At 61.9% G+C, this 18,883-nt stretch carries 18 protein-coding genes and 1 riboswitch; of the genes, 4 read left to right on the top strand and 14 right to left on the bottom strand.

What is annotated here, in order from left to right; all coding sequences use genetic code 11:
* Nucleotides 1–27: 27 nt before the first annotated feature.
* The 4 genes from FY550_RS12275 to FY550_RS12260 all read right to left on the bottom strand — a co-directional run bounded on the left by FY550_RS12275 (nucleotide 28) and on the right by FY550_RS12260 (nucleotide 4,863).
* Nucleotides 28–1,284, bottom strand: coding sequence for a dicarboxylate/amino acid:cation symporter (locus tag FY550_RS12275; RefSeq protein ID WP_070978730.1), 1,257 nt, complete (start codon nucleotides 1,282–1,284; stop codon nucleotides 28–30).
* 115 nt (nucleotides 1,285–1,399) lie between these two features.
* Nucleotides 1,400–3,313, bottom strand: coding sequence for a phosphomethylpyrimidine synthase ThiC (thiC, locus tag FY550_RS12270; RefSeq protein ID WP_070978732.1), 1,914 nt, complete (start codon nucleotides 3,311–3,313; stop codon nucleotides 1,400–1,402).
* A 163-nt stretch (nucleotides 3,314–3,476) separates the two neighbouring features.
* Nucleotides 3,477–3,601: riboswitch (TPP riboswitch) on the bottom strand.
* A gap of 52 nt (nucleotides 3,602–3,653) precedes the next feature.
* Nucleotides 3,654–4,343, bottom strand: coding sequence for a thiaminase II (tenA, locus tag FY550_RS12265; protein ID WP_070978734.1), 690 nt, complete (start codon nucleotides 4,341–4,343; stop codon nucleotides 3,654–3,656).
* 94 nt (nucleotides 4,344–4,437) lie between these two features.
* Nucleotides 4,438–4,863, bottom strand: coding sequence for a VOC family protein (locus FY550_RS12260; protein ID WP_070978737.1), 426 nt, complete (start codon nucleotides 4,861–4,863; stop codon nucleotides 4,438–4,440).
* A 137-nt stretch (nucleotides 4,864–5,000) separates the two neighbouring features.
* Here FY550_RS12260 and FY550_RS12255 point away from each other — a divergent pair, with 137 nt between their 5' ends.
* A complete protein-coding gene (locus tag FY550_RS12255) occupies nucleotides 5,001–5,879 on the top strand; it encodes a pirin family protein (RefSeq protein ID WP_149054709.1) in 879 nt (292 codons plus the stop codon).
* Between the two features lie 15 nt (nucleotides 5,880–5,894).
* Here FY550_RS12255 and FY550_RS12250 read toward each other — a convergent pair whose 3' ends face one another.
* From FY550_RS12250 to FY550_RS12225, 6 genes are all read right to left on the bottom strand, one after another.
* Nucleotides 5,895–7,019: a lipocalin-like domain-containing protein gene (locus FY550_RS12250; protein WP_139148702.1), complete on the bottom strand. Its 1,125-nt coding sequence runs from the start codon at nucleotides 7,017–7,019 to the stop codon at nucleotides 5,895–5,897.
* The gene (locus FY550_RS12245; protein ID WP_070978739.1) at nucleotides 7,016–9,517 is read right to left on the bottom strand and encodes an ABC transporter permease; all 2,502 of its coding nucleotides are present in this window, start codon (nucleotides 9,515–9,517) and stop codon (nucleotides 7,016–7,018) included. The genes FY550_RS12250 and FY550_RS12245 overlap by 4 nt, the downstream gene beginning before the upstream one ends.
* Nucleotides 9,514–10,200, bottom strand: a complete 687-nt coding sequence (locus FY550_RS12240; RefSeq protein WP_233350204.1) for an ABC transporter ATP-binding protein — start codon at nucleotides 10,198–10,200, stop codon at nucleotides 9,514–9,516. The genes FY550_RS12245 and FY550_RS12240 overlap by 4 nt, the downstream gene beginning before the upstream one ends.
* Nucleotide 10,201: 1 nt before the next feature.
* Entirely contained in the window at nucleotides 10,202–10,564 is a 363-nt protein-coding gene (locus FY550_RS12235; RefSeq protein WP_070978741.1) for a DUF4870 family protein, read from the bottom strand.
* A gap of 88 nt (nucleotides 10,565–10,652) precedes the next feature.
* Nucleotides 10,653–11,660: a Bug family tripartite tricarboxylate transporter substrate binding protein gene (locus FY550_RS12230; protein ID WP_070978869.1), complete on the bottom strand. Its 1,008-nt coding sequence runs from the start codon at nucleotides 11,658–11,660 to the stop codon at nucleotides 10,653–10,655.
* 167 nt (nucleotides 11,661–11,827) lie between these two features.
* A complete protein-coding gene (locus tag FY550_RS12225; RefSeq protein ID WP_070978745.1) occupies nucleotides 11,828–12,217 on the bottom strand; it encodes a DUF4870 family protein in 390 nt (129 codons plus the stop codon).
* A 146-nt stretch (nucleotides 12,218–12,363) separates the two neighbouring features.
* Here FY550_RS12225 and FY550_RS12220 point away from each other — a divergent pair, with 146 nt between their 5' ends.
* A complete protein-coding gene (locus tag FY550_RS12220; RefSeq protein WP_070978747.1) occupies nucleotides 12,364–12,849 on the top strand; it encodes a YajQ family cyclic di-GMP-binding protein in 486 nt (161 codons plus the stop codon).
* 24 nt (nucleotides 12,850–12,873) lie between these two features.
* Here the strand turns inward: FY550_RS12220 and FY550_RS12215 are convergent, their stop codons facing one another.
* A complete protein-coding gene (locus FY550_RS12215; RefSeq protein ID WP_070978871.1) occupies nucleotides 12,874–13,809 on the bottom strand; it encodes a lysophospholipid acyltransferase family protein in 936 nt (311 codons plus the stop codon).
* Between the two features lie 281 nt (nucleotides 13,810–14,090).
* Here FY550_RS12215 and FY550_RS12210 point away from each other — a divergent pair, with 281 nt between their 5' ends.
* Nucleotides 14,091–15,425 (top strand): MFS transporter, encoded by a 1,335-nt coding sequence (locus tag FY550_RS12210; protein ID WP_149054555.1) that lies wholly within the window; start codon nucleotides 14,091–14,093, stop codon nucleotides 15,423–15,425.
* Between the two features lie 59 nt (nucleotides 15,426–15,484).
* On the opposite strand, the gene FY550_RS12205 is transcribed toward FY550_RS12210, so the two are convergent.
* The 3 genes from FY550_RS12205 to FY550_RS12195 all read right to left on the bottom strand — a co-directional run bounded on the left by FY550_RS12205 (nucleotide 15,485) and on the right by FY550_RS12195 (nucleotide 18,175).
* Nucleotides 15,485–16,768 (bottom strand): D-mannose isomerase, encoded by a 1,284-nt coding sequence (locus tag FY550_RS12205; protein WP_070978750.1) that lies wholly within the window; start codon nucleotides 16,766–16,768, stop codon nucleotides 15,485–15,487.
* A gap of 112 nt (nucleotides 16,769–16,880) precedes the next feature.
* Nucleotides 16,881–17,558, bottom strand: a complete 678-nt coding sequence (locus tag FY550_RS12200) for a 2OG-Fe(II) oxygenase (protein WP_199287806.1) — start codon at nucleotides 17,556–17,558, stop codon at nucleotides 16,881–16,883.
* Entirely contained in the window at nucleotides 17,555–18,175 is a 621-nt protein-coding gene (locus tag FY550_RS12195; protein ID WP_070978752.1) for a CoA pyrophosphatase, read from the bottom strand. Before FY550_RS12195 ends, FY550_RS12200 begins: the two co-directional genes overlap by 4 nt.
* 86 nt (nucleotides 18,176–18,261) lie before the next feature.
* Between FY550_RS12195 and FY550_RS12190 the strand changes: the two genes are divergently transcribed.
* On the top strand, nucleotides 18,262–18,831 hold the full coding sequence (locus tag FY550_RS12190; protein WP_149054554.1) for an NUDIX hydrolase: 570 nt from the start codon (nucleotides 18,262–18,264) through the stop codon (nucleotides 18,829–18,831).
* Nucleotides 18,832–18,883 lie beyond the last annotated feature (52 nt).

Here is an 18,883-nt window from a genome sequence, read left to right as displayed (position 1 = left end):
CGCCATCGCTGGCAGGGGACGGCAAAATCAGACCGTGTTGTCACCATCGTAGATACGGCGGTCCAGCTCGCCTTCGCTCTTGCCGACCAGGGTGGTCACCATCAGATCGCCAGCCACGTTGACGCTGGTACGCGCCATATCGAGGATGCGATCGACGCCGGCCACCACGCCAATGGCTTCCAGCGGTAGTCCCACCTGGGACATCACGATCGACAGCATGATCAGTCCGGCGCCGGGAACACCCGCCGTGCCGATCGAGGCCAGGGTGCCGGTAACGATGATCATGCCGTAATCGGTCATCGACAGGTCCACACCCAGCAACTGGGCAATAAAGATCGCCACGACGCCCTGATAGATGGCGGTACCATCCATGTTGATGGTCGCGCCGACCGGCAACACGAAACTCGAAACACCTTCCGAGACTCCGAGATTCTTTTGCGCGCAGCGCAATGATACCGGCAGTGTGCCGGAGGAAGAGGCCGAGGAGTAGGCGACCACCAGGGCATTGACGATACCGCGCAGGAATTTCAGCGGATTGAGCCGCCCCAGCAGCGAGATCAGTCCGCTGTAGACGATCAGCACATGCAGGAGGCTGGCGAGATACGCCACACCGATCATCTTTGCCAGCGGCAACAGGACTTCCAGCCCATATTGACCTGAGACGTTGGCGATCAGCCCGAAGACCCCGAACGGGGCAAACGCCATGACGATTTCGGTGAGCTTGTACATCGCTTCAGCGAAGCTCTCGAAGACGCGCACTACCGGCTCACCCTTCTCGCCGATCAGGGTCAGCGAAATGCCCAGTCCAATGGCGAAGACAATGATCTGCAGGATATTGCCATTGGCCAGTGCATCGACCGGGTTGCCCGGTACCAGCCCGGTCAGAATGCTGACCAGTGAGGGCGCTTCCTTTGCCTCCACCGCCCCCTGATCAAAGCTCAAATCCAACCCGACACCGGGCTGGAAGAGCAGGGAGGCGCCAAGGCCAATGGCAATCGCAAAGGCGGTAGTCAGCAGATAGAGCGCGATGGTGCGCAGACCGATACGGCCCATCTTTTGCGGGTCGCGCATCCCGGAAATGCCGACGATCAGGGTCGAGAAGACCAGCGGCACAATCAGCATCTTGATCGCACTGATGAACAGATCGCCCAGCGGCTTGAACATGCTGGCCTGTTCGCCCATCAGGGCGCCAACCAGAGCCCCCAGCACCAGACCAGCCAGGATCTTCTGCCAGAGAGGAATGCGACGCCAGAGATTGGGGTGTTCGGCTTGCGGTTGATTCATGGCGACTCCGGTCGGGAAAACGAGCTGTTCAGAGAGCGCGCATTGTACAGAACCGGGGCCGGAGAACGGGCGCCGTGACTGGCACGGCGTCCTTCAACTTTGGTCTCAACTCGGTTCAGATTTCCTGATAAAGCTGTCCCCCTTCGGCGTTAAAGCGCTCGGCCTGCTCCCGGAGCCCGGCCCTGCGTTCCTCCTCAACCCGTTGGCTGGTTTGGCCGAAGCGATCGCGCACTTCCTGACTGATCTTCATCGAGCAGAATTTCGGCCCGCACATGGAGCAGAAGTGCGCCACCTTGGCTGAATCCTTCGGCAGGGTTTCGTCGTGATAGGCCCGCGCGGTATCCGGGTCCAGCCCCAGATTGAACTGATCCTCCCAGCGGAACTCGAAGCGCGCCTTCGAGAGGGCGTTGTCGCGACGCTGAGCCCCGGGGTGCCCCTTGGCCAGGTCTGCTGCGTGGGCGGCGATCTTGTAGGTGATGATGCCGGTTTTGACGTCATCCCTGTTGGGCAGGCCCAGATGTTCCTTGGGGGTGACATAGCAAAGCATGGCGCAGCCATACCAGCCGATCATTGCGGCACCGATGCCGGAGGTAATGTGATCATGCCCCGGGGCGATATCGGTGGTCAGTGGCCCCAGAGTATAGAAGGGGGCTTCATCGCAGCATTCAAGCTGCCTGTCCATGTTCTCCCGGATCAGGTGCATGGGGACATGTCCGGGCCCTTCAATCATGACCTGCACGTCGTGGCGCCAGGCCACCCGGGTCAGCTCACCGAGTGTTTCGAGTTCGGCGAACTGGGCCTCATCGTTGGCATCGGCAATCGAGCCGGGGCGGAGGCCGTCGCCCAGCGAGAACGAGACATCATAGGCCTTCATGATCTCGCAGATCTCTTCGAAGTGAGTATAGAGGAAGCTCTCCTCATGATGTGCCAGACACCATTTGGCCATGATCGAGCCGCCCCGTGAGACAATGCCGGTCGTACGATTGGCGGTCATCGGCACATGGTGCAGGCGTACGCCAGCGTGAATGGTGAAATAATCCACGCCCTGTTCGGCCTGCTCGATGAGTGTGTCGCGGAAGATCTCCCAGCTGAGCCGCTCGGCGGCGCCATCCACTTTTTCAAGCGCCTGATAAAGCGGCACTGTGCCGATCGGTACCGGTGCATTGCGAATGATCCATTCGCGGGTTTCATGAATATTCCGGCCTGTAGAGAGATCCATGATGGTATCGGCCCCCCAGCGGATCCCCCAGGTCATCTTGTCGACTTCTTCCTCGATGGAGGACGTCACGGCCGAGTTGCCCAGGTTGCCGTTGATCTTCACCAGAAAATTGCGCCCGATGATCATCGGTTCGCTCTCCGGGTGATTGATATTGGCTGGAATGATGGCGCGTCCCTCGGCGACCTCACGGCGTACAAATTCGGGAGTGATGTCCTCCGGCAGTCGGGCACCAAAGCCCTGGCCGGGGTGCTGGTGGCCGAGAATGCGTTCGACCTCATCACTCCCCAGTGCCTGGCGTCGCTGATTTTCGCGGATGGCGATAAATGCCATCTCGGGGGTGACAATCCCCTGGCGGGCATAGTGCAGTTGGGTCACGTTGCAACCGGCCCTGGCACGGCGTGGCGTGCGTTTCAGTTCGAAGCGCAGCTCGGCCAGCCGCGGATCGTCGGCACGGCGGCGGCCATATTCCGAGGTTGGGCCGTCGAGGAACTCGGTATCATCACGCTCGTCGATCCAGCGGCGGCGCAGATCGGGCAGCCCCCGCCGGATGTCGATATTGGCATCGGGATCGGTATAAGGGCCGGAGGTGTCATAGACCAGCAGTGGCGGATTCTCTTCGTGCTCGCCGTGCGTCGTGGTCGGGGATTGTCGAATTTCGCGCATCGGGACACGAACATCGGGACGCCAACCCTCGACATATACCTTGCGTGAGCCGGGCAGTGGGGCGATGGCGGCACTGTCGACCCGGGCTGAATCAGCGAGAAAGCGGGCCCTGCCGAGTGCAGGTTCTATCGTGCGGGAATCAGTCATGGTGTGCTCCAGAGCGTGACATCAGTCAGCCGGCGCACAGCGTAGGTCGGGAAGGTGTGAAGATCAGCGGGAGGTGTCCCGCACACGACCTTCCCCGGGAGGAAGTGCCGACAGCAGCACTGAATGGAAAAATGCCCTCGGGGCGAGCGCTCATTCAGGCCTTCAGCCGGTATGCCTTGAGTCCCTACGCCGGTACTAGCCGGATCAGGTTCATCGGGATCCGTCGTGGCGCCAGGTTCTGGCGCAGAACGATCTCAGCCGGTTCCACCGGCACCCCGTCAAGCAACAGCAGGAGAAATTACCTGCTGCCGGAGCAGTCTGTTCCCGTAGGCGTGGTGGGTCAAGATGACCGGACAGCATTCAGGCCCATCTGCCAGAAATCGATCTCCAGTCGTGTGGCATCGCGAAAGATCGCGGCGAGCTGCTCGAAACGCTCGGTGGAGACGTCACTCAATGCTCGGTCGAGCCATTCGATCTCATCACGCATGGCACTCTGGAAATCCTCGCCGGCATACATTTCGATCCACTCCCTGTAGGGGTTGTGCTCGAGCACCGTGGTCGGTTGCTCAAGCAGGCGGGTGGCAATCTCGCCATAGCCGATCAGGCAGGGCGCCAGCGCTACGTGCAGATCGAGCAGATCCCCGCGGTGGCCACAGTCGAGAACGAAGCGGGTATAGGCCAGAGTCTCGCGTTCCTCCTCGAGTTCGGCCAACTCCCGCTCACTGATGCCCCACTGTCGACAGAAGCCGACATGCAGATCCAGTTCGGTATCAACAATCGCCTTCAGGGCCTCGAAGGCACGGCGCAGCTCGAAGAGATCGGGACTCTTGTAGACGGCCAAACCCCAGGCGCGGGCGAAGTGGATCAGAAAGCGGTAGTCCTGTTGCAGATAGTGCCGGAAGCAGGATTCGGGCAGCGAGGTATCAGCAAGGCGGCGCACGAACTCGTGATCGATATAAGTCTGCCAGATGGCCTCGTGGCGCTGTGTGAGATCGGCAAGAGTGTAATGGGGACTGTCGGACGAGGGCATGCGGGCTCCGGGTCGGTCAACGGGCGGGTAACTGGCCTGAGTGTTGTGACCCGGGCGCTGATCAGTCAAGTTGGCGGAGATTGGCTGCTCCTGATCATTTGGCAAACAGCTGATCGATGTCCCTGAAGGCCTTGAATTCCAGTGCGTTGCCGCAGGGGTCAAGTAAAAACATGGTGGCCTGTTCGCCGGGTTCACCCTGAAAGCGAATATAGGGCTCGATTACGAACTCGGTATCGCATGCGCGTAGCCGCTCGGCGAGTGCTTCCCACTGTGCCCACTCCAGCACCACGCCGAAGTGCGGCACCGGGACATCGTGGCCATCAACCGGGTTGGTATGCGCCTTCTCCTGGGAGGGCGTTTTCGGATGCTCATGAATGACCAGCTGGTGTCCGAAAAAGTCGAAATCGACCCATTGTTCACTCGAACGCCCCTCATTGAGACCGAAGGTTTCGCCGTAAAAGGCTCGGGCAGCCGGCAGGTCGTGAACCGGGATGGCAAGATGAAAGGGGGAAAGGGCCATGAAAACTCCTGCTCCTGTGGGGTGAGTCATGTACGACATCTTCACTGAAACTATAAGGCCATGGTAGCAACCGGACACTTATCCTCTCGGTGAAGAGTGCCATCGTGGCATGATGAGCCTCTTCACTTTTGCCACGGATGTGTTTCATGACCCAGTCTGCCCATCGCACCGTTCGCCGCCAGCATGCCGCGGTACGGGACGACATTGGCGAACTCATCACCCGCCGGCCACTGCCGGGGACAACGCTTGAACAACTCGATCCCTTCCTGTTTCTCAACCACCACGGGCCCCAGCATTATCCGCCAAACAATCGCGGCCTGCCGTTTGGTCCGCACCCTCACCGCGGTTTCGAGACGGTCACTTTCATTCTGGAAGGCTCGCTGGCACATGCCGATAGCGGTGACCATCAGAGCGTGATCGAGACCGGCGGTGTGCAGTGGATGACAGCCGGCAGCGGGCTGGTACACGCCGAAGTGTCTCCGGAGGCCTTTAAACGTGACGGTGGGGCACTGGAGATTCTGCAGTTGTGGATCAATCTGCCGGCGCGATTGAAGATGGTCGAGCCCGCCTATACCGGCCTGCAACGTGATGATATTCCAAAAGTCGAGCTGGATGAGGGGCGTGCTCGCCTGGCCCTGATTGCCGGTGCCCTCGGAGGCGAAACCGGACCGATCCAATCGCTGACCGATGTCTTCATGTCGACCCTTGCGCTGAGTGCCGGTGCACGGATTGCACTACCTGTGCCGCGGGAGCGGACCGTCTTTCTCTATGTGGTCGATGGAGAAGTCAGCGTGGGCGGTACGGCAGTAAACCCGCATCATCTGATCGAGCTCGAAGCCGATGGTGATGAAGTGCTGATCGAAGCCGAACTCGATGCCCGGTTACTGTTCGGTCATGCGTCAGCGCTCAATGAACCGATGGTCTCCTACGGGCCGTTCGTGATGAATACCCGTGAGGAGATCCAGCAGGCGGTCGAGGATTACCAGGCCGGTCGGTTCGGCGGGTTGGAGATCTGACCGGGTGCCAGGGGGCTATTGATAACCGGTCATTTCCAGATAGCCCTCGCCAGCGCGGTCACCGCTGACTTCGACCGCGCCTTCCCAGTAGGGAAAAGCGGTGTCCATCCACTGATCAGCATAGTCGGCCTTGACGGTTAGCCTGAGCTGGCGCTCCGGCAGGGTAATGCGCCACTTCAGTGGCAGCTTTCGGCCTGCCACCCGGGTCGTGCTCAGTGGCTTCAGCGAGAGCTGATTGCCGTCCAGCGGTGTGACTGTGCCGTCGGGGGCGATCCAGCTGCCGGAGATGAAATCCCGTTGGCCGCGCAGCCGAAAGGCCATCAGCCTGTTGCCATCCTCCAGATGCAGCGAGAACCAGTCCCAGCCATTCTGATCGCCGCCCAGTAACTGGCTGCTCCACTCACGATCAAGCCAGGCCCGGCCCTGCACAGCCACATTTTGCCCATCAATGCGCAGATAGCCGCTGGCCGTTAGAAACGGCTGGCTGTAGTAGTACGATCCCTGGCCATCGGGCGATTTGCGACTGAAGCCGTGATCGCCCTGGAGTATCAGCGGCCCATGGGCGTCGAGCTGCAATTGGTAACCCAGCTCATGACCGGCACGGGTCGTGCCGGCGGCCTGCACCTGCAGCGGCGTAAAACCCTGTCCGGTGGCGCTCAGCTGCCAGTCGTCCAGCCAGCCGCTGAACGGCTCGGCGGTAACACCGGCCTGATCGGTCCCCCCGCGCGCGAAACGTTCGAGCGCAAAGTGGCCCTGCGGTGAGGAGATGGCGACATCGGCCATCCACATCTGATCACTCTGCCAGACTTCATCCCTTGCTTTTGATGGCGCGTTATCCGGCGGGGCCAGTGCCTGGCGAAACAGTGTCCACTGCACACCGTAACGGTTGCCGTGGTCATCATGCAGGTTGGCAGTGAGATACCACCACTCGATGCGATAACCGGGATGCGGCCCATGATCGCGTGGAAACTGCAGCGTCGTGCCGAGGCGGGCGTGACGATAACCGGTTGCCGCACTGCCCAGGTCGGCAAAGCCACGCGCCTTCCCGTCGGAGGTATCCTGCCCACTGCCACAGGCACTGAGCAGGATGCAAAGCAACAGGGGGAGCAAATTGCCGGGACGCCAACGCTTGCACATCATGAGCGAAACTCTTCCAGCAGCTGACGCGGGGGCATGCGCCAGAGTCGAATGGCAGTCAGCGTGCCGCCCAGCACTGCTACCAGCAGAGCCACCATGACGCTGCCCAATAGCTGCAGTGGAAAAACATGTAGCGGCAGCCGCCAGCCGAACGCTTCTACATTGATCAGGGCCACCAGGGCCTGGTTCAGGGCCACCCCCAGGGGTAATGCCAGCAGTGCAGTCAGCAGGGAGAGCAGCAATATCTGGCCTGCGCTGGCCAGTGCCAGCCAGCGGCGGGTGAGGCCCATGGCCCACAGCGGTGCCAGCTGAGCGCGTCGCCAGCGGCCGAGCGCCAACAGCGAGGAGAGCAGTGCCAGTGCAGCAACGCCCAGGGTCAGCGCATTGAGCGCGCGAGTAATCGCAAAGGTGCGCTCGAAGACCTGTTGCGCCCGATGTCGAAGGGACGGCTGATCGATCATGCGCTCTTCACTCAACCCGAAGCGCTGTTGAAGCGTATGGGCGATGTCCTGGCGGTGATCCGTCACGCCATAGAGCATCAGTGACGTTGTGCCTGTGTCTGTCGGCCACCACTGATCGGCCTGAGCCAGTGCCAGTGTCACTTCACCGCGCGGGTTGCCATAGTCGGCATAGAGGCCGGCGATAAGTACATGCTGGCGGCCTTTCGGGGTAGTCAGTGTCAGCGAGTCGCCGGGGGCCTTGCGCAACTGACGGGCAAGCTGTTCGTTGATCAAAAGGCTGCCCTGTTCAAGATGTTGCCAGGGTACCGCAATGGTTTCCAAAAGGGGCCAGCGCCGTTGGGTCAGTGTATCGATTGGCAGGGCACGAACGCCGACCGGTCGGTCCCCTGCCTTGCTGTCGAGCTGTCGCACGCGCTGGACGGTGGCCGACTTTTCCTGGCTATCGAGCCAGCGCTGGATATCGACGACGCTCGCAGCGGGTGGGTGCACATAGAGATCGGCGGCCAGGCGCTGGTCGAGCCAATCGAGGAAGGTCATCCGAAAACCGCCCACCATGCCACTGACCCCGAGATTGGCGGAGAGGGCCAGTAACAGGGCCGCCAGTGCCAGACTCAAACGTGGCAACTGGGTGCGGGTATCTGCCAGTAGCCACTGCAGAGCCGCGGCGCGTTCGGCGCCGAACCGGGCAGCTGGTCGGATGAGGAGCGTTATCGCACCATCCAGCAAGGCCGGGAGCAGCAGGGCACTGCCGATCAGCAGTCCGGCCACCACGATGAAGGCAGCGATCAGGCGATGGCCGGCGAGAAAGTCGCCAGGGGGCCCGTTCAGAGCCCACCACAGCAGTAATGCGCCGAGTATCATCATGATTCCGAGCAAGGCCAGTTGCCGGCGCCGTTTTATGCCCCCTCGGGCTTCGAAGGCTGTGTGCGCGGGCGCCAGCACATTGACGCCGGCCGCATGACGCAGGGTGGTCAGTCCGGCCGTCAGAGTGCCCAGCAGGGTCATGCCCAGCCCACTGGCAATGGCGTGCGGGGTGAGGATAACGGCGCCGGCAACACGTTCGTCATAGAGTGACGACAGGGTACGGGCGACCCCCGGCATCAACAGATCGGCCAGTGCGACGCCCCCTGCCAGGCCGAGCACGGCACCGATGAGGCCGAGTCCCAGCAGCTCGATCAGTACGCCTGTCACCAGCGCCCGCCGCGAGACACCAATGGCCCTCAGTACGGCGAAGCTCTCCAGCCGCTGACTGAGAGCCAGCCCCATGGCGCTGTGCACGATAAACAGCCCCACCACCAATGATAGAAGACCCATGGCGGTCAGGTTGAGTCGGAAGCTGGCCGAGAGTTCGCCCGGTGCCAGCCCCTGTTCGGCATTGATGCGTTGGTAGCCCCCGGCAACAGTGGGTGGCAGCTCGGCTGAATGGGGCAGCAGCAGGGCATCGATGCGATGGCCCCGGTCGAGCAGGGCAGCCGCTGCCGCAATATCGGTAACGGCGGTTTCGGGTGCCAGGTGAGACTGGATGACTACCGGGGGTAATCGGCGTCCGTCGGCCAGCCGTGGGCGATCTTTCTCATGCCATCCCAGCGCTTGTGCGCTGTCCGGTGCCAGCCGCAGTTGCCAGGGCGGCTGCATGAAACTGCCACCGAGCGTTCCGGTTTCGTTGGCGACCCCGGCATCGGGCTGCATGGCCGGTGGCAGGGTGGGTAGATCGAGCCCCAGCAGGGTCAATGAATGACCATCGGCCAGCGTGATCTCTCCGCGCACCAGGGGCGAGACGGGGACGCCGGCGCGACGCAGCCGCACGAAATCGTCCTGATCAAGCTGTTGACCCGTGGCAGGTTGCAGTCGATCCACCTGCTGACCGCCCAGCATCGACTCGGCGCGGGCAAAACTGTCACGTGCCTGCGTGTTGATGGTCTGTACACCGCTATAGAGCGCTCCGGCCAGAATGATGCCCAGTAGCGTCATGGCCAGCTGACCGGGGTGGCGACGGTAGTGCGCCAGCAGCGTACGGCAAAGGGGGAAGCGGGCCGTCATGTCTCCTCGGCCAGCCGACCGTGGGTGAGCCTGTAGCGACGCCTCAGAGGAGCAGCCACGGCCGGGCTATGGGTAATCATCATCAACGCGCAACCATGCTCATCGGCCAGCGCCATCAGCAGTTCGAGTACGGTTTCAGCGGCGCGCTCATCCAGGTTGCCGGTCGGCTCGTCGGCCAGCAGCAGGTCGGGCCGAACCGCCAGCGCCCGCCCGATCGCCAGTCGCTGCTGCTGCCCACCGGAGAGCTGCTCGGGGTAGCGTCCGGTCAGCTCGGTCAGCCCCAGCCGCTCCAGCAGATGATCACACCAGGCGTCATCGAACCGACCGGCGAGCCGAGCCTGCAGGGCGAGATTGGCCCGGACGTCGAGACTCGGGACCAGATGAAACTGCTGGAAGATCAGACCGATCCGTTCCCGTCGCAATCGCGCCTGAGCGGTTTCGGAAAGCTGGCCGAGTTCGCGACCGTTGAACCGCAGGCTGCCGCTGTCGAAATCATCGAGTCCGGCAATCAGATGCATCAGGGTGGACTTGCCGCTGCCCGATTCGCCCATCAACGCCAGACTGTCGCCATGATCCAGCTCGAGGTTGATTCCGTCGAGCACGGTCAGCGACCCCTGCGGCGTGGCAAAGGATTTGGTCAGGCCGCGACAGGCAAGCAGCGGTGTTTCTTCGGATACAGCCAATCTACCACCACCAATTCAGCAGAGGCTGGGGCGCACTACGACGTTCCAGCTCTCGCCAGCCGCGAATGCAGCGCACGATGATCCACGCATAGACCAGGCCGTAAAGCAGAAAGCCGACACCGACGACCAGCAACAGGGTCGCCAGCGTGAACCATAAAAGCCCGATCCAGAAGGTGCGGATCTGGAAGCGATAGTGTGCGTAGAGCCAGGGCGGGGCGTCGCGACGGCAGAACCACGCGATAAGCAGTCCGGCCACTGCCGTGATACCTACCGCGAGGCTGATCAGATAGAGGATGTAAACCACTCGCGCCAGAGTGGGATCGGCATCATCACGGCTATAGCCGGTCGTCATGTCCGAGGTCATGAGCAGCTCCCATCAGGATATGCCCTCGTCACTATAGACGTCCCGGGCCCGGCAGTGCCTGAAGATGGCCGATCCTGTCAGGCAGGGGTTAGCGCACCAGCCCCAGTTCATCGGAGAGCGAGCGGATATCACTGATCTGCTGATGAACAAAGTCGGTCAACGCCGGCCCCGACTTGTGGAAGGGCTGCAGGCCGTTATTTTCCATCACCTTCTGCCAGGCCGGGGTATCGTAAAGCTGATCCAGGGTCGTGACCCACGCCTGATAATCACTGTCGGAAACGCCACCGGGCAGATAGAAGCCGCGCCAGTTGGGTGCTACGACATCAATACCCTGCTCCCGAGCGGTGGGAATATCGTGGAACTCGCCGGGCAGGCGGTCTTCGGAGAAAATGGCCAGCAGCCGGATGTCACCACTGTCCAGAAAGCCGCGGGTCTCACTGAGATCGCCGGTAAAGGCGTCAACGTGATGACCGATCAGCTGAGTCAGCGCTACCGAACCCGAGTCGAAGGCCAGATATTTGATCTGGCGAAGCTTTTGAATACCCGCCTTGCGGGCGGCCATCAATACCTTGAGATGATCGAAGCCGCCGGCCACATCTCCGCCGGCAAAGCTGACCGAGGCCGGATTCTCTTTCATGGCGTCGAACAGATCACCGAGCGAGTGCCAGGGGGAGTCCGCAGGCACGGCGATTACCCCGTAATCGGCGCCCAGACTGGCGACCCAGCGGACCTGATCGGCACTGCCACCGTTGTAGCGACGCTGGGCCAACCGGGTCGTGGTGGCCGTTGAAGCGGCAATCAGCACATGGCTGTCACCCTGACGCTTGGCGCGGACATGGCTGAAGGCGACCCCGCCACTGGCTCCGGGGATGTTGATGGTCTGCATGGCGCCATCAATCAGTTGGGTCTGCTCCAGGGTGCGGGCGACGCTACGGCAGGTGAAATCCCACCCGCCACCGGGTTTGGCCGGCGCGATACATTCGAGCTTGCCGTCGGGCGCGGCATGAGCAGTGCTCACCACTGTCATGAGTGCAAGGCAGGATAACAGCAGGGCACGGCCGAAGCCGCGAAGTGGGGAGAGAAGCAGTGGGCGCATCGACATTCCGAATTCCGGCAAGGCGTTATCGTGATGACCGATCACACGGCTCACGCCGTTTGATCGGGGCAGTAAAAGGCCGGCGGAAGGAAAGCATCCGGCCGATCGCTCAGTCTAGTCGCTGAAAGGGGGAAGTCGATTCGACCTCGGTCGAGGCAGGGGGGGGGTTACCACAGCCAGCTATCGATGGCCTCCGGCGAGCGGCGTCGCTCCAGGCTGATCCAGCCTCGGATGGCGCGTACGGCAAACCACAGAAACAGTGCCAGACCCGCGAGCAGGTTGAAGGGCGGAATCAGACTGATGACTACCGACGCCAGGGTGTAGAGCGCGCCAATCCAGAACGTACGGATCTGAAAGCGGTAATGGTCATCCAGCCACTGTTCGCGACACTGACGACGATACCACCACGCCATGGCCGCACCGATGACGCCAGTAATCAGCGCTACCAGACTGATCAGATAAAGCAGATAGACAATGCGTGCCATGACCCGCTGATGGGCCTGCTCGGGCGTATCACCGTGGGATTGGGCGCTGTTGTGTTCGAAGGTCTCGGGCATGGGGCCTCCCGAAGTATGGGTTCTCAATGATGCATACATGTGGGCGAGCAGCCGATGCTGCAAGCAGCCGATGCGTTGATCAGTGATTCCGTCGCGTTCGAAAGCCACTATAATCGCCCTCTTTTCGCCAACAACCGGTAACTGCCATGCCCTCCTTCGATATCGTTTCCGAATTTGACAGCCACGAGGCGACCAATGCGGTCGATCAGGCCAATCGTGAGCTTCAGACCCGCTTTGACTTTCGCGGCGTCAAGGCGAGCTTCGAACTCGAGGGGGAGACCGTCTCGCTCGAGGCCGATGCCGATTTTCAGCTGCGACAGATGCTGGATGTACTGCGTGCGAAGCTGATTGCCCGGGGCATTGATGCACGCTGCATGGATATTCAGGAGCCGGTACTTACCGGCGTGCGGGCCCGTCAGCAGGTAGTGCTCAAACAGGGCCTCGAGCAGAGCGACTGCAAGCGTATCGTTGCCCAGCTCAAGGTCTCGAAACTCAAGGTACAGGCGGCCATTCAGGGCGACAAGGTCCGCGTGACCGGCAAGAAGCGGGATGATCTGCAACAGGCAATCGCCCTGCTCAAGGGCGAAGAGGGGCCTGATCTGCCGCTGCAGTTCAATAATTTTCGCGATTGAGCGTTTGGCTGGTACCGAGCGCTGTCAGCGATGGCGCCGATTGTACAGCTTGCGCTCGCGCCAGCCGGGTTCATCGGTCTCTTCGCCGGGGGTCTTGCGCCAGCGCTTGTACTCCCACTGATACTGCGCCGGATCAAGCGCAATGGCGGCTTCCACGCAGGCGTTGACGCCGGCGGCAGATACCGCTTCATCAGGGTCGTAGACGCGTTCGTCGGCGGCCAGAAAATGCAGGTCGAACCCTTCACCGTTTGGCAGTCGACGGGTAAAGCCGGTTACGACCCGAGCCTGGGTGCGGGCTACCAGCCCCGGTAGCAGGGTGCCGGTATAGGCGGGGTGACCGAAGAAATCGGCAAAGACGCCGCTGCCCCAGTCGGGTACCTGGTCGGGCAGAATGCCGACGACCTCGCTACGGCGCAGTGCGCGCAACAGTGACGCGACGCCGCGTGAGGTGGTGGGCACCAGAGTGGCGCCATTACGCTCTCGCCCCTGGCGAATCAGTGGGCCGAGTGCTGCCATCTTGGGAGGCTCGTACATCGCCGTGATGGGGAAGTGGCCTGACAGCCAGAAATTCAGCAGCTCCCAGTTACCGAAGTGAGGCCCCAACACGATAACGCCGCGTCCTTCGGCGCGGGCCTCATCCAGCAGTTCACGGCCATGGACCCGATGAATGGCATTCGAGACACGCTGGGGCTCGGCGTACCAGGCAAACCCCAGTTCAAGGATCATGGCGACACTGTGGCGCAGGCTCTGGCGGGCCAGAGGCCGGAGCTCGGTGTCGGTCAGCTCGGGCCAGGCCCGGCGCAGGTTGATCCGGGTCACACGCCGTTCACGTCTGGCCAGCAACGTATAGAGTGGGGCCAGGATACCGGCGATACGCCACAGGGTGCGGGTCGAGCAGCTTCCCATCAGCCGCCACAAGGCAGTAATGGTACGAGACTGAAGTCGTTCGATCAGGGTCATGAGCACATCGTGGTTGGTCAGGCAGCGCCCGAGTATACCGAAGCCGCAGGGCCGTGCCATGGGGCGATCATGAAGGGCAGCATTCAGAGCTGGAGCACCTCGGTTCATGCCAGGCGCCAGCCCCCGCCGGACGGGCATTTCAGGCATTGACGAAAAAGCCTTCGAGTGCTCGTAATAACAGATGCTTTTTGTTTGGCGCAGGCGTATATTGCCGCCGCTTCACCGCGCATCAGGCGAGTATTTGCGCCATTCCAGTGCGCTAATACCGGTTTGAGGTCATCATGGCACGTCAGCTGCTGGCACTGGTTCTGGCCCCCCTTTTGGGCCTGTTCATTCTTGCCCTGGGCAATGGTTTCCTGTCCACCCTGGTAACCCTGCGCCTGAACATGGCCGGGGTATCGATCAATACCATCGGTTGGGTGTCGGCGGCGTACTATATCGGTCTGGCCATCGGCGCACTGCTCAATGATCGCTTGCTGCTGCGTATCGGCCATATTCGCGCCTATGCCTGTTTTGCCTCGCTGGTCGCGGTCTCGGCACTGGCCCAGTCGTTGTGGCTGCAGCCCTGGGCCTGGTTTGCACTGCGACTGGTGGGCGGCTGGGCGACGGTAGGGGTCTATCTCGTTATCGAAAGCTGGCTTTTGACCAGCGGCGATCGCAGTGTCCGCGGGCGGGTGCTGGCCTTTTACATGATCGCGCTTTACGGGGCCCTGGCGCTGGGCCAGCTGCTGCTCGGGATGTTTGAAAGCGCACCGGTAAGCACGCCTTATGTGCTGATCGGTATGCTGGCAACCCTGTCGATTCTGCCACTGGCCATTATTCCGCGGGTCAGCCCATTGCTTGAACAGGCCGAACCGATTTCACCGCTGAAGCTGGCACGCATTACCCCAACCGGTGTGACCGGCGCCTTCGGCTCGGGCGTGATCGTGGCGGCGCTCTATTCACTGCTCCCGCTTTATCTGCAGCAACAGAATTACATGGTAGAGCAGATCGGCCAGTTGATGGCGGTCATGATCGTAGGTGGCATGGCGCTGCAGTATCCCATTGGCCGCTGGTCCGATCGTCATGATCGGCAGATCGTACTGATCGTACTCGGTGGTGCCCTGGTTGTGCTGGCGTTGTTATTACCGCTGGCGGTCAGTCATTTCTGGTGGCTGGCCGGAGCCCTGTTCCTGTTCGGCGGCGGGGCCTTTTCGTTCTATCCCGTTGCTGTCGGACACGCAGCCGATCGGGCACCCGCCGGAGCACTGGTCGGCATGAGTCAGGGGCTTTTGCTGATCAATGCGGTTGGCTGCACACTCAGTGCCCCGGTACTGACCTCGGTCATGAACATGCTGGGAGAAGGTGGGCTGTTCTACGGTTTTGCCATGGCAGCATTGGCGCTGGCGCTGTTCTTTGCCTGGCGGCGCAGTGTGCGGCCTGCCCCCCAGCCGGTGGCACCTTTCGTGGCCACGCCGATGCAATCGGTGGTGGGCGCCGAGCTGGAAGTGACCGAGGCATTGGTCAATGGTGCCGAGGAAGCCCGCCTGCGGGATGAAGAAGAGGGAGCTTCCGAGCGTGTTAGCGACGAGGATGAGACCGTCATGGCGAAAAGACACTCTAACACCACGGTCTGAGACGAACGGCACCCGATGCAAACCCTGAGGGCTTGATCGGGTGCCGCTCACCGGCGAGGCTAGCCGGCCAGTTCAGGACGCTCGGCCAGCAGTGTTGCGGCTGTTGGGGCCAGCGGCAGGCGAGGGAAGAGGGTGGCCTGGTAGGCATGATAAATGTCGGGCTTGCCTGACCACACACTGGCTGATGGCTGATTGTGCTCATCGAGCTCGTGATGCCAGCTGCCTCGCTCGCGATCGATCAGGTAGAGATCGATATAATCCCACCACTGGCGGTAGCAGTGCTCGAAGCGGACCTGACCGGTCCGTGCCAGCAGCGCCGCCGCTGCCGCCACACCTTCACCGATAACCCAGTGCATGCGGGCCCGTACCACCGGCTGCTGCTGCCAGTCGACGGTGTACACGAAGCCCGGCGCGCCATCGGCCGCCCAGCCCGTGGTGACAGCGGCATCAAACAGCCCGATGGCATCGTGAAGCAGCCAGTCGGGTGCCTGTTCGCCATGACGCAACAAGCCGGCCTCGAGATTGACCAGCAGTCGTGACCACTCCAGGGCATGGCCCGGTGTCAGGCCATAGGGACGAAACTGATCGCCTGGCTGGTCGCGATTGTAATCACGCCACTCCTGCCACTGTTCATCGAAGTGTTCGACCACCAGATAGCCGGCCTGCACAGCATGCTCGTGAATCAGATAACCGGCAATCGATAGCGCTCGCTGACGCCATACCGGTGCTTCCAGCACGTCTGCAAGTGCCAGAAAGGCTTCTACCGAATGCATGTTGCTGTTGGCGCCACGGTAGGCCTCGCCCTGCTGCCAGTCACGCGAGAAGCTTTCGCGCATGCGGCCTTCCTCATCCGACCAGAAGTGCCGTTCGATGACCTCGACGGCGCGATCGAGCAGCACCCGGGCGCCGGGTCGACCTGCTGCCGTGGCGGATGCAGCGGCAAGGGCCACGAACGCGTGCAGATAGGCCTGTTTGGTGGTGTCGATGCCCGAAGCGTCCTCATCATCGGGCATTTCGGCAAACCAGCCGCCATGACGGTCATCGTGAAACAGGCTGGTGAGGGCACTGATGCCGTGATCGACCAGCGCGCCGGCGCCGGGGATACCCTGCAGGGCGGCCAGCGCAAAGGTATGAGTCATGCGTGCGGCAATCAGGGTCTGCGGGCGCTGGGCCGGAATGGGGTGGCCCCATTCATCGAGTGTGGCGAAACCGCCCTCGGGACGACGCGACGCCTTACCGAAGGCGATCAGTGACTCTCCCTGGTCGATCAGCCAGCGGCGATGAGCGGGGCGATTCAGCCAGCTCTCTTCGGTAGTGGCAATAAAGGGATGGCAGGCGGCCATGAGGGCTCCATGTGACAGGGTGGCATGGGGTGACGCGTCAAACCGCAGTTCCGGTTCGCTCGCAAGCCTGCCCGGCCGGTTGCGGCGGGACAATCCGACCTTGGTCAGCCTGTCAAAGGGCCGGGTCGATCAGATTACCCAGCGAGCTGTTGCGACGGAACCAGCCTGCGATGCTGGCGCGAGGCAAGCGGGCCGGGAGCACTTCGTGCGGCATTTCTTCCGAGAGAAAGCAGACAAAGGTGCCGGCGCGTGGCACTACACGCCCCAGTTCACGCGTCTCGTCTTCGGGAGCATAGACCACCATTTCGCCGCCGCCATCATCCGGCCAGTCGGCATTGAGATAGCTGACACTGGAGATGATGCGGTTGGCCCGGCCGCGGAAGCTGTCGACATGGCGTTGATAGAAAGCTCCGATGGGATAGCGTGCAAAGTGTGCCTCGAATTCGAACAGGCCAAGGAACAGCGACCGATTGATGGCATCACGCAGGGCTGCCATGGACATCAGATAGTGGCGCTGGGCCGGATGATCCGGGGTCAGCCAGCGGATCGAATCACCGCGGATGTCGGGGCGGTGCTGATATTCGCGGCCACGGCCGATACCGGCCTCGGCCAGTGCGCCGTTGTCTTCGAGCGCTTGAAGTTCATGACTGAGTGCGTGGGTCAGATCATGGTCGAGAAAGTCTTCGGCGACCGCCCAGCCATGTTCAACCAGATCATCGATCAGGGCCTCCATGCGTTGGGTATCCAGCGCCGGCCAGGCGGCCGCTACGGGGTGCACCGGTGAGGTCATGGCGACTGCCTTCCATTGACGGGATAACGAAGTGGGGCGTGTGGATGCGCCTGATCGAGACTGATATCGACGTCGAAGGCCACCGCCAGCAGCTCGACGACCATCATCGCCGAAAGCCCCCACAGGATATGCTCGCCAAAAGTGTAGCTGGGTACAAACAGCCGGCCACGGGCATCATCGATGACATCGGTATGCTGGCGCGGGTCGGTGATCAGGGTGGTCAGGGGCACTTCGAAAATGGCGGCGATCTCATCGGCACTGGGATGAAACTCGAGGCCCTCCGGGATAATGCCGACAAACGGGGTGACGATCAGCCCATGGCGCGATCGCCGGTCGCTGAGCCGGCCGACGATATCCACCTGCGCGGGAGGCAGGCCGATCTCTTCGCTGGCTTCCCGCAGGGCGCAACTGACAAGATCGGGGTCCGTGGCATCGCGTTTGCCACCGGGAAAAGCGACCTGTCCGGCATGCTGACTGAGATGCCCGGCGCGCCGTGTCAGCAGCAGCCTCGGCGATGTGGCATCGATCAGCGGGATCAGGACCGCGGCATGGGCACGTTCATCGCCCAGGGTCCGAGGTGTCCAGGCTTGCAGCCGGGTTCGCGCTTTCTCTAACATGACTCTCCATCCTGTCCGTTAACCCGTCCCGCGCGTGCCCGGCGGCCTATACGGTCGTGTCAGGCGCCATTATTGTCTGGAACGCCATGAATTTCTGTAGCCACTGCGGCGCCCCGGTTCGCCTGGCCATTCCGGCGGGAGACGACCGACTGCGCTATCTCTGTGATCGCTGCGGTACGATTCACTATCAGAATCCCCGTATCGTTGCCGGCACACTGCCTTTGATCGATGATCGGGTACTGCTGTGTCGTCGTGCCATTTCCCCCCGTGATGGGTACTGGACGCTGCCCGCAGGGTTCATGGAGAACGGTGAGACCACCGAACAGGCGGCAAGGCGTGAAACCCGGGAAGAAGCCGGTGCCGAGCTGACCGAGCTGTCGCTCTACACGCTGATTGATCTACCACACATCCATCAGGTCTACATGATCTTTATCGGACGTTTGGCAGGCGATTTCTCCGCAGGTCCGGAAAGCCGGGAAGTCCGGCTGTTCGAAGAGTCGGCCATCCCCTGGGAGTCGCTGGCCTTTCCCACCATCGAACGCACCCTCAGGCACTTTTTCGATGATCGACGCCGTGAACTGCCCCCTGGCGCCGAACGCTTTTCTCTCCATGTGGGCAGCTTCGAGCGCTGGCAGGCGCCTGCACGTCCCGATTGAGCCATGCCCGGCCCCTGTGCAAGTGCGCTGATGATGGCATAATCGCGCTCCT

It is taken from the genome of Kushneria phosphatilytica, from assembly GCF_008247605.1.
In the GTDB taxonomy this organism is placed as follows: Bacteria; Pseudomonadota; Gammaproteobacteria; order Pseudomonadales; family Halomonadaceae; genus Kushneria; species Kushneria phosphatilytica.
The sequence above is the reverse complement of the archived record's forward strand: the minus strand, read 5'-3'. Positions and strand labels throughout refer to the sequence as shown.

Coding starts and splice junctions, on each gene's coding strand:
- FY550_RS12275 (WP_070978730.1), bottom strand. CDS start 1,284: ATGAATCAACCGCAAGCCGAACACCCCAATCTCTGGCGTCGCATTCCT.
- thiC (WP_070978732.1), bottom strand. CDS start 3,313: ATGACTGATTCCCGCACGATAGAACCTGCACTCGGCAGGGCCCGCTTT.
- tenA (WP_070978734.1), bottom strand. CDS start 4,343: ATGCCCTCGTCCGACAGTCCCCATTACACTCTTGCCGATCTCACACAG.
- FY550_RS12260 (WP_070978737.1), bottom strand. CDS start 4,863: ATGGCCCTTTCCCCCTTTCATCTTGCCATCCCGGTTCACGACCTGCCG.
- FY550_RS12255 (WP_149054709.1), top strand. CDS start 5,001: ATGTGTTTCATGACCCAGTCTGCCCATCGCACCGTTCGCCGCCAGCAT.
- FY550_RS12250 (WP_139148702.1), bottom strand. CDS start 7,019: ATGATGTGCAAGCGTTGGCGTCCCGGCAATTTGCTCCCCCTGTTGCTT.
- FY550_RS12245 (WP_070978739.1), bottom strand. CDS start 9,517: ATGACGGCCCGCTTCCCCCTTTGCCGTACGCTGCTGGCGCACTACCGT.
- FY550_RS12235 (WP_070978741.1), bottom strand. CDS start 10,564: ATGACCTCGGACATGACGACCGGCTATAGCCGTGATGATGCCGATCCC.
- FY550_RS12230 (WP_070978869.1), bottom strand. CDS start 11,660: ATGCGCCCACTGCTTCTCTCCCCACTTCGCGGCTTCGGCCGTGCCCTG.
- FY550_RS12225 (WP_070978745.1), bottom strand. CDS start 12,217: ATGCCCGAGACCTTCGAACACAACAGCGCCCAATCCCACGGTGATACG.
- FY550_RS12220 (WP_070978747.1), top strand. CDS start 12,364: ATGCCCTCCTTCGATATCGTTTCCGAATTTGACAGCCACGAGGCGACC.
- FY550_RS12215 (WP_070978871.1), bottom strand. CDS start 13,809: ATGACCCTGATCGAACGACTTCAGTCTCGTACCATTACTGCCTTGTGG.
- FY550_RS12210 (WP_149054555.1), top strand. CDS start 14,091: ATGGCACGTCAGCTGCTGGCACTGGTTCTGGCCCCCCTTTTGGGCCTG.
- FY550_RS12205 (WP_070978750.1), bottom strand. CDS start 16,768: ATGGCCGCCTGCCATCCCTTTATTGCCACTACCGAAGAGAGCTGGCTG.
- FY550_RS12200 (WP_199287806.1), bottom strand. CDS start 17,558: ATGACCTCACCGGTGCACCCCGTAGCGGCCGCCTGGCCGGCGCTGGAT.
- FY550_RS12195 (WP_070978752.1), bottom strand. CDS start 18,175: ATGTTAGAGAAAGCGCGAACCCGGCTGCAAGCCTGGACACCTCGGACC.
- FY550_RS12190 (WP_149054554.1), top strand. CDS start 18,262: ATGAATTTCTGTAGCCACTGCGGCGCCCCGGTTCGCCTGGCCATTCCG.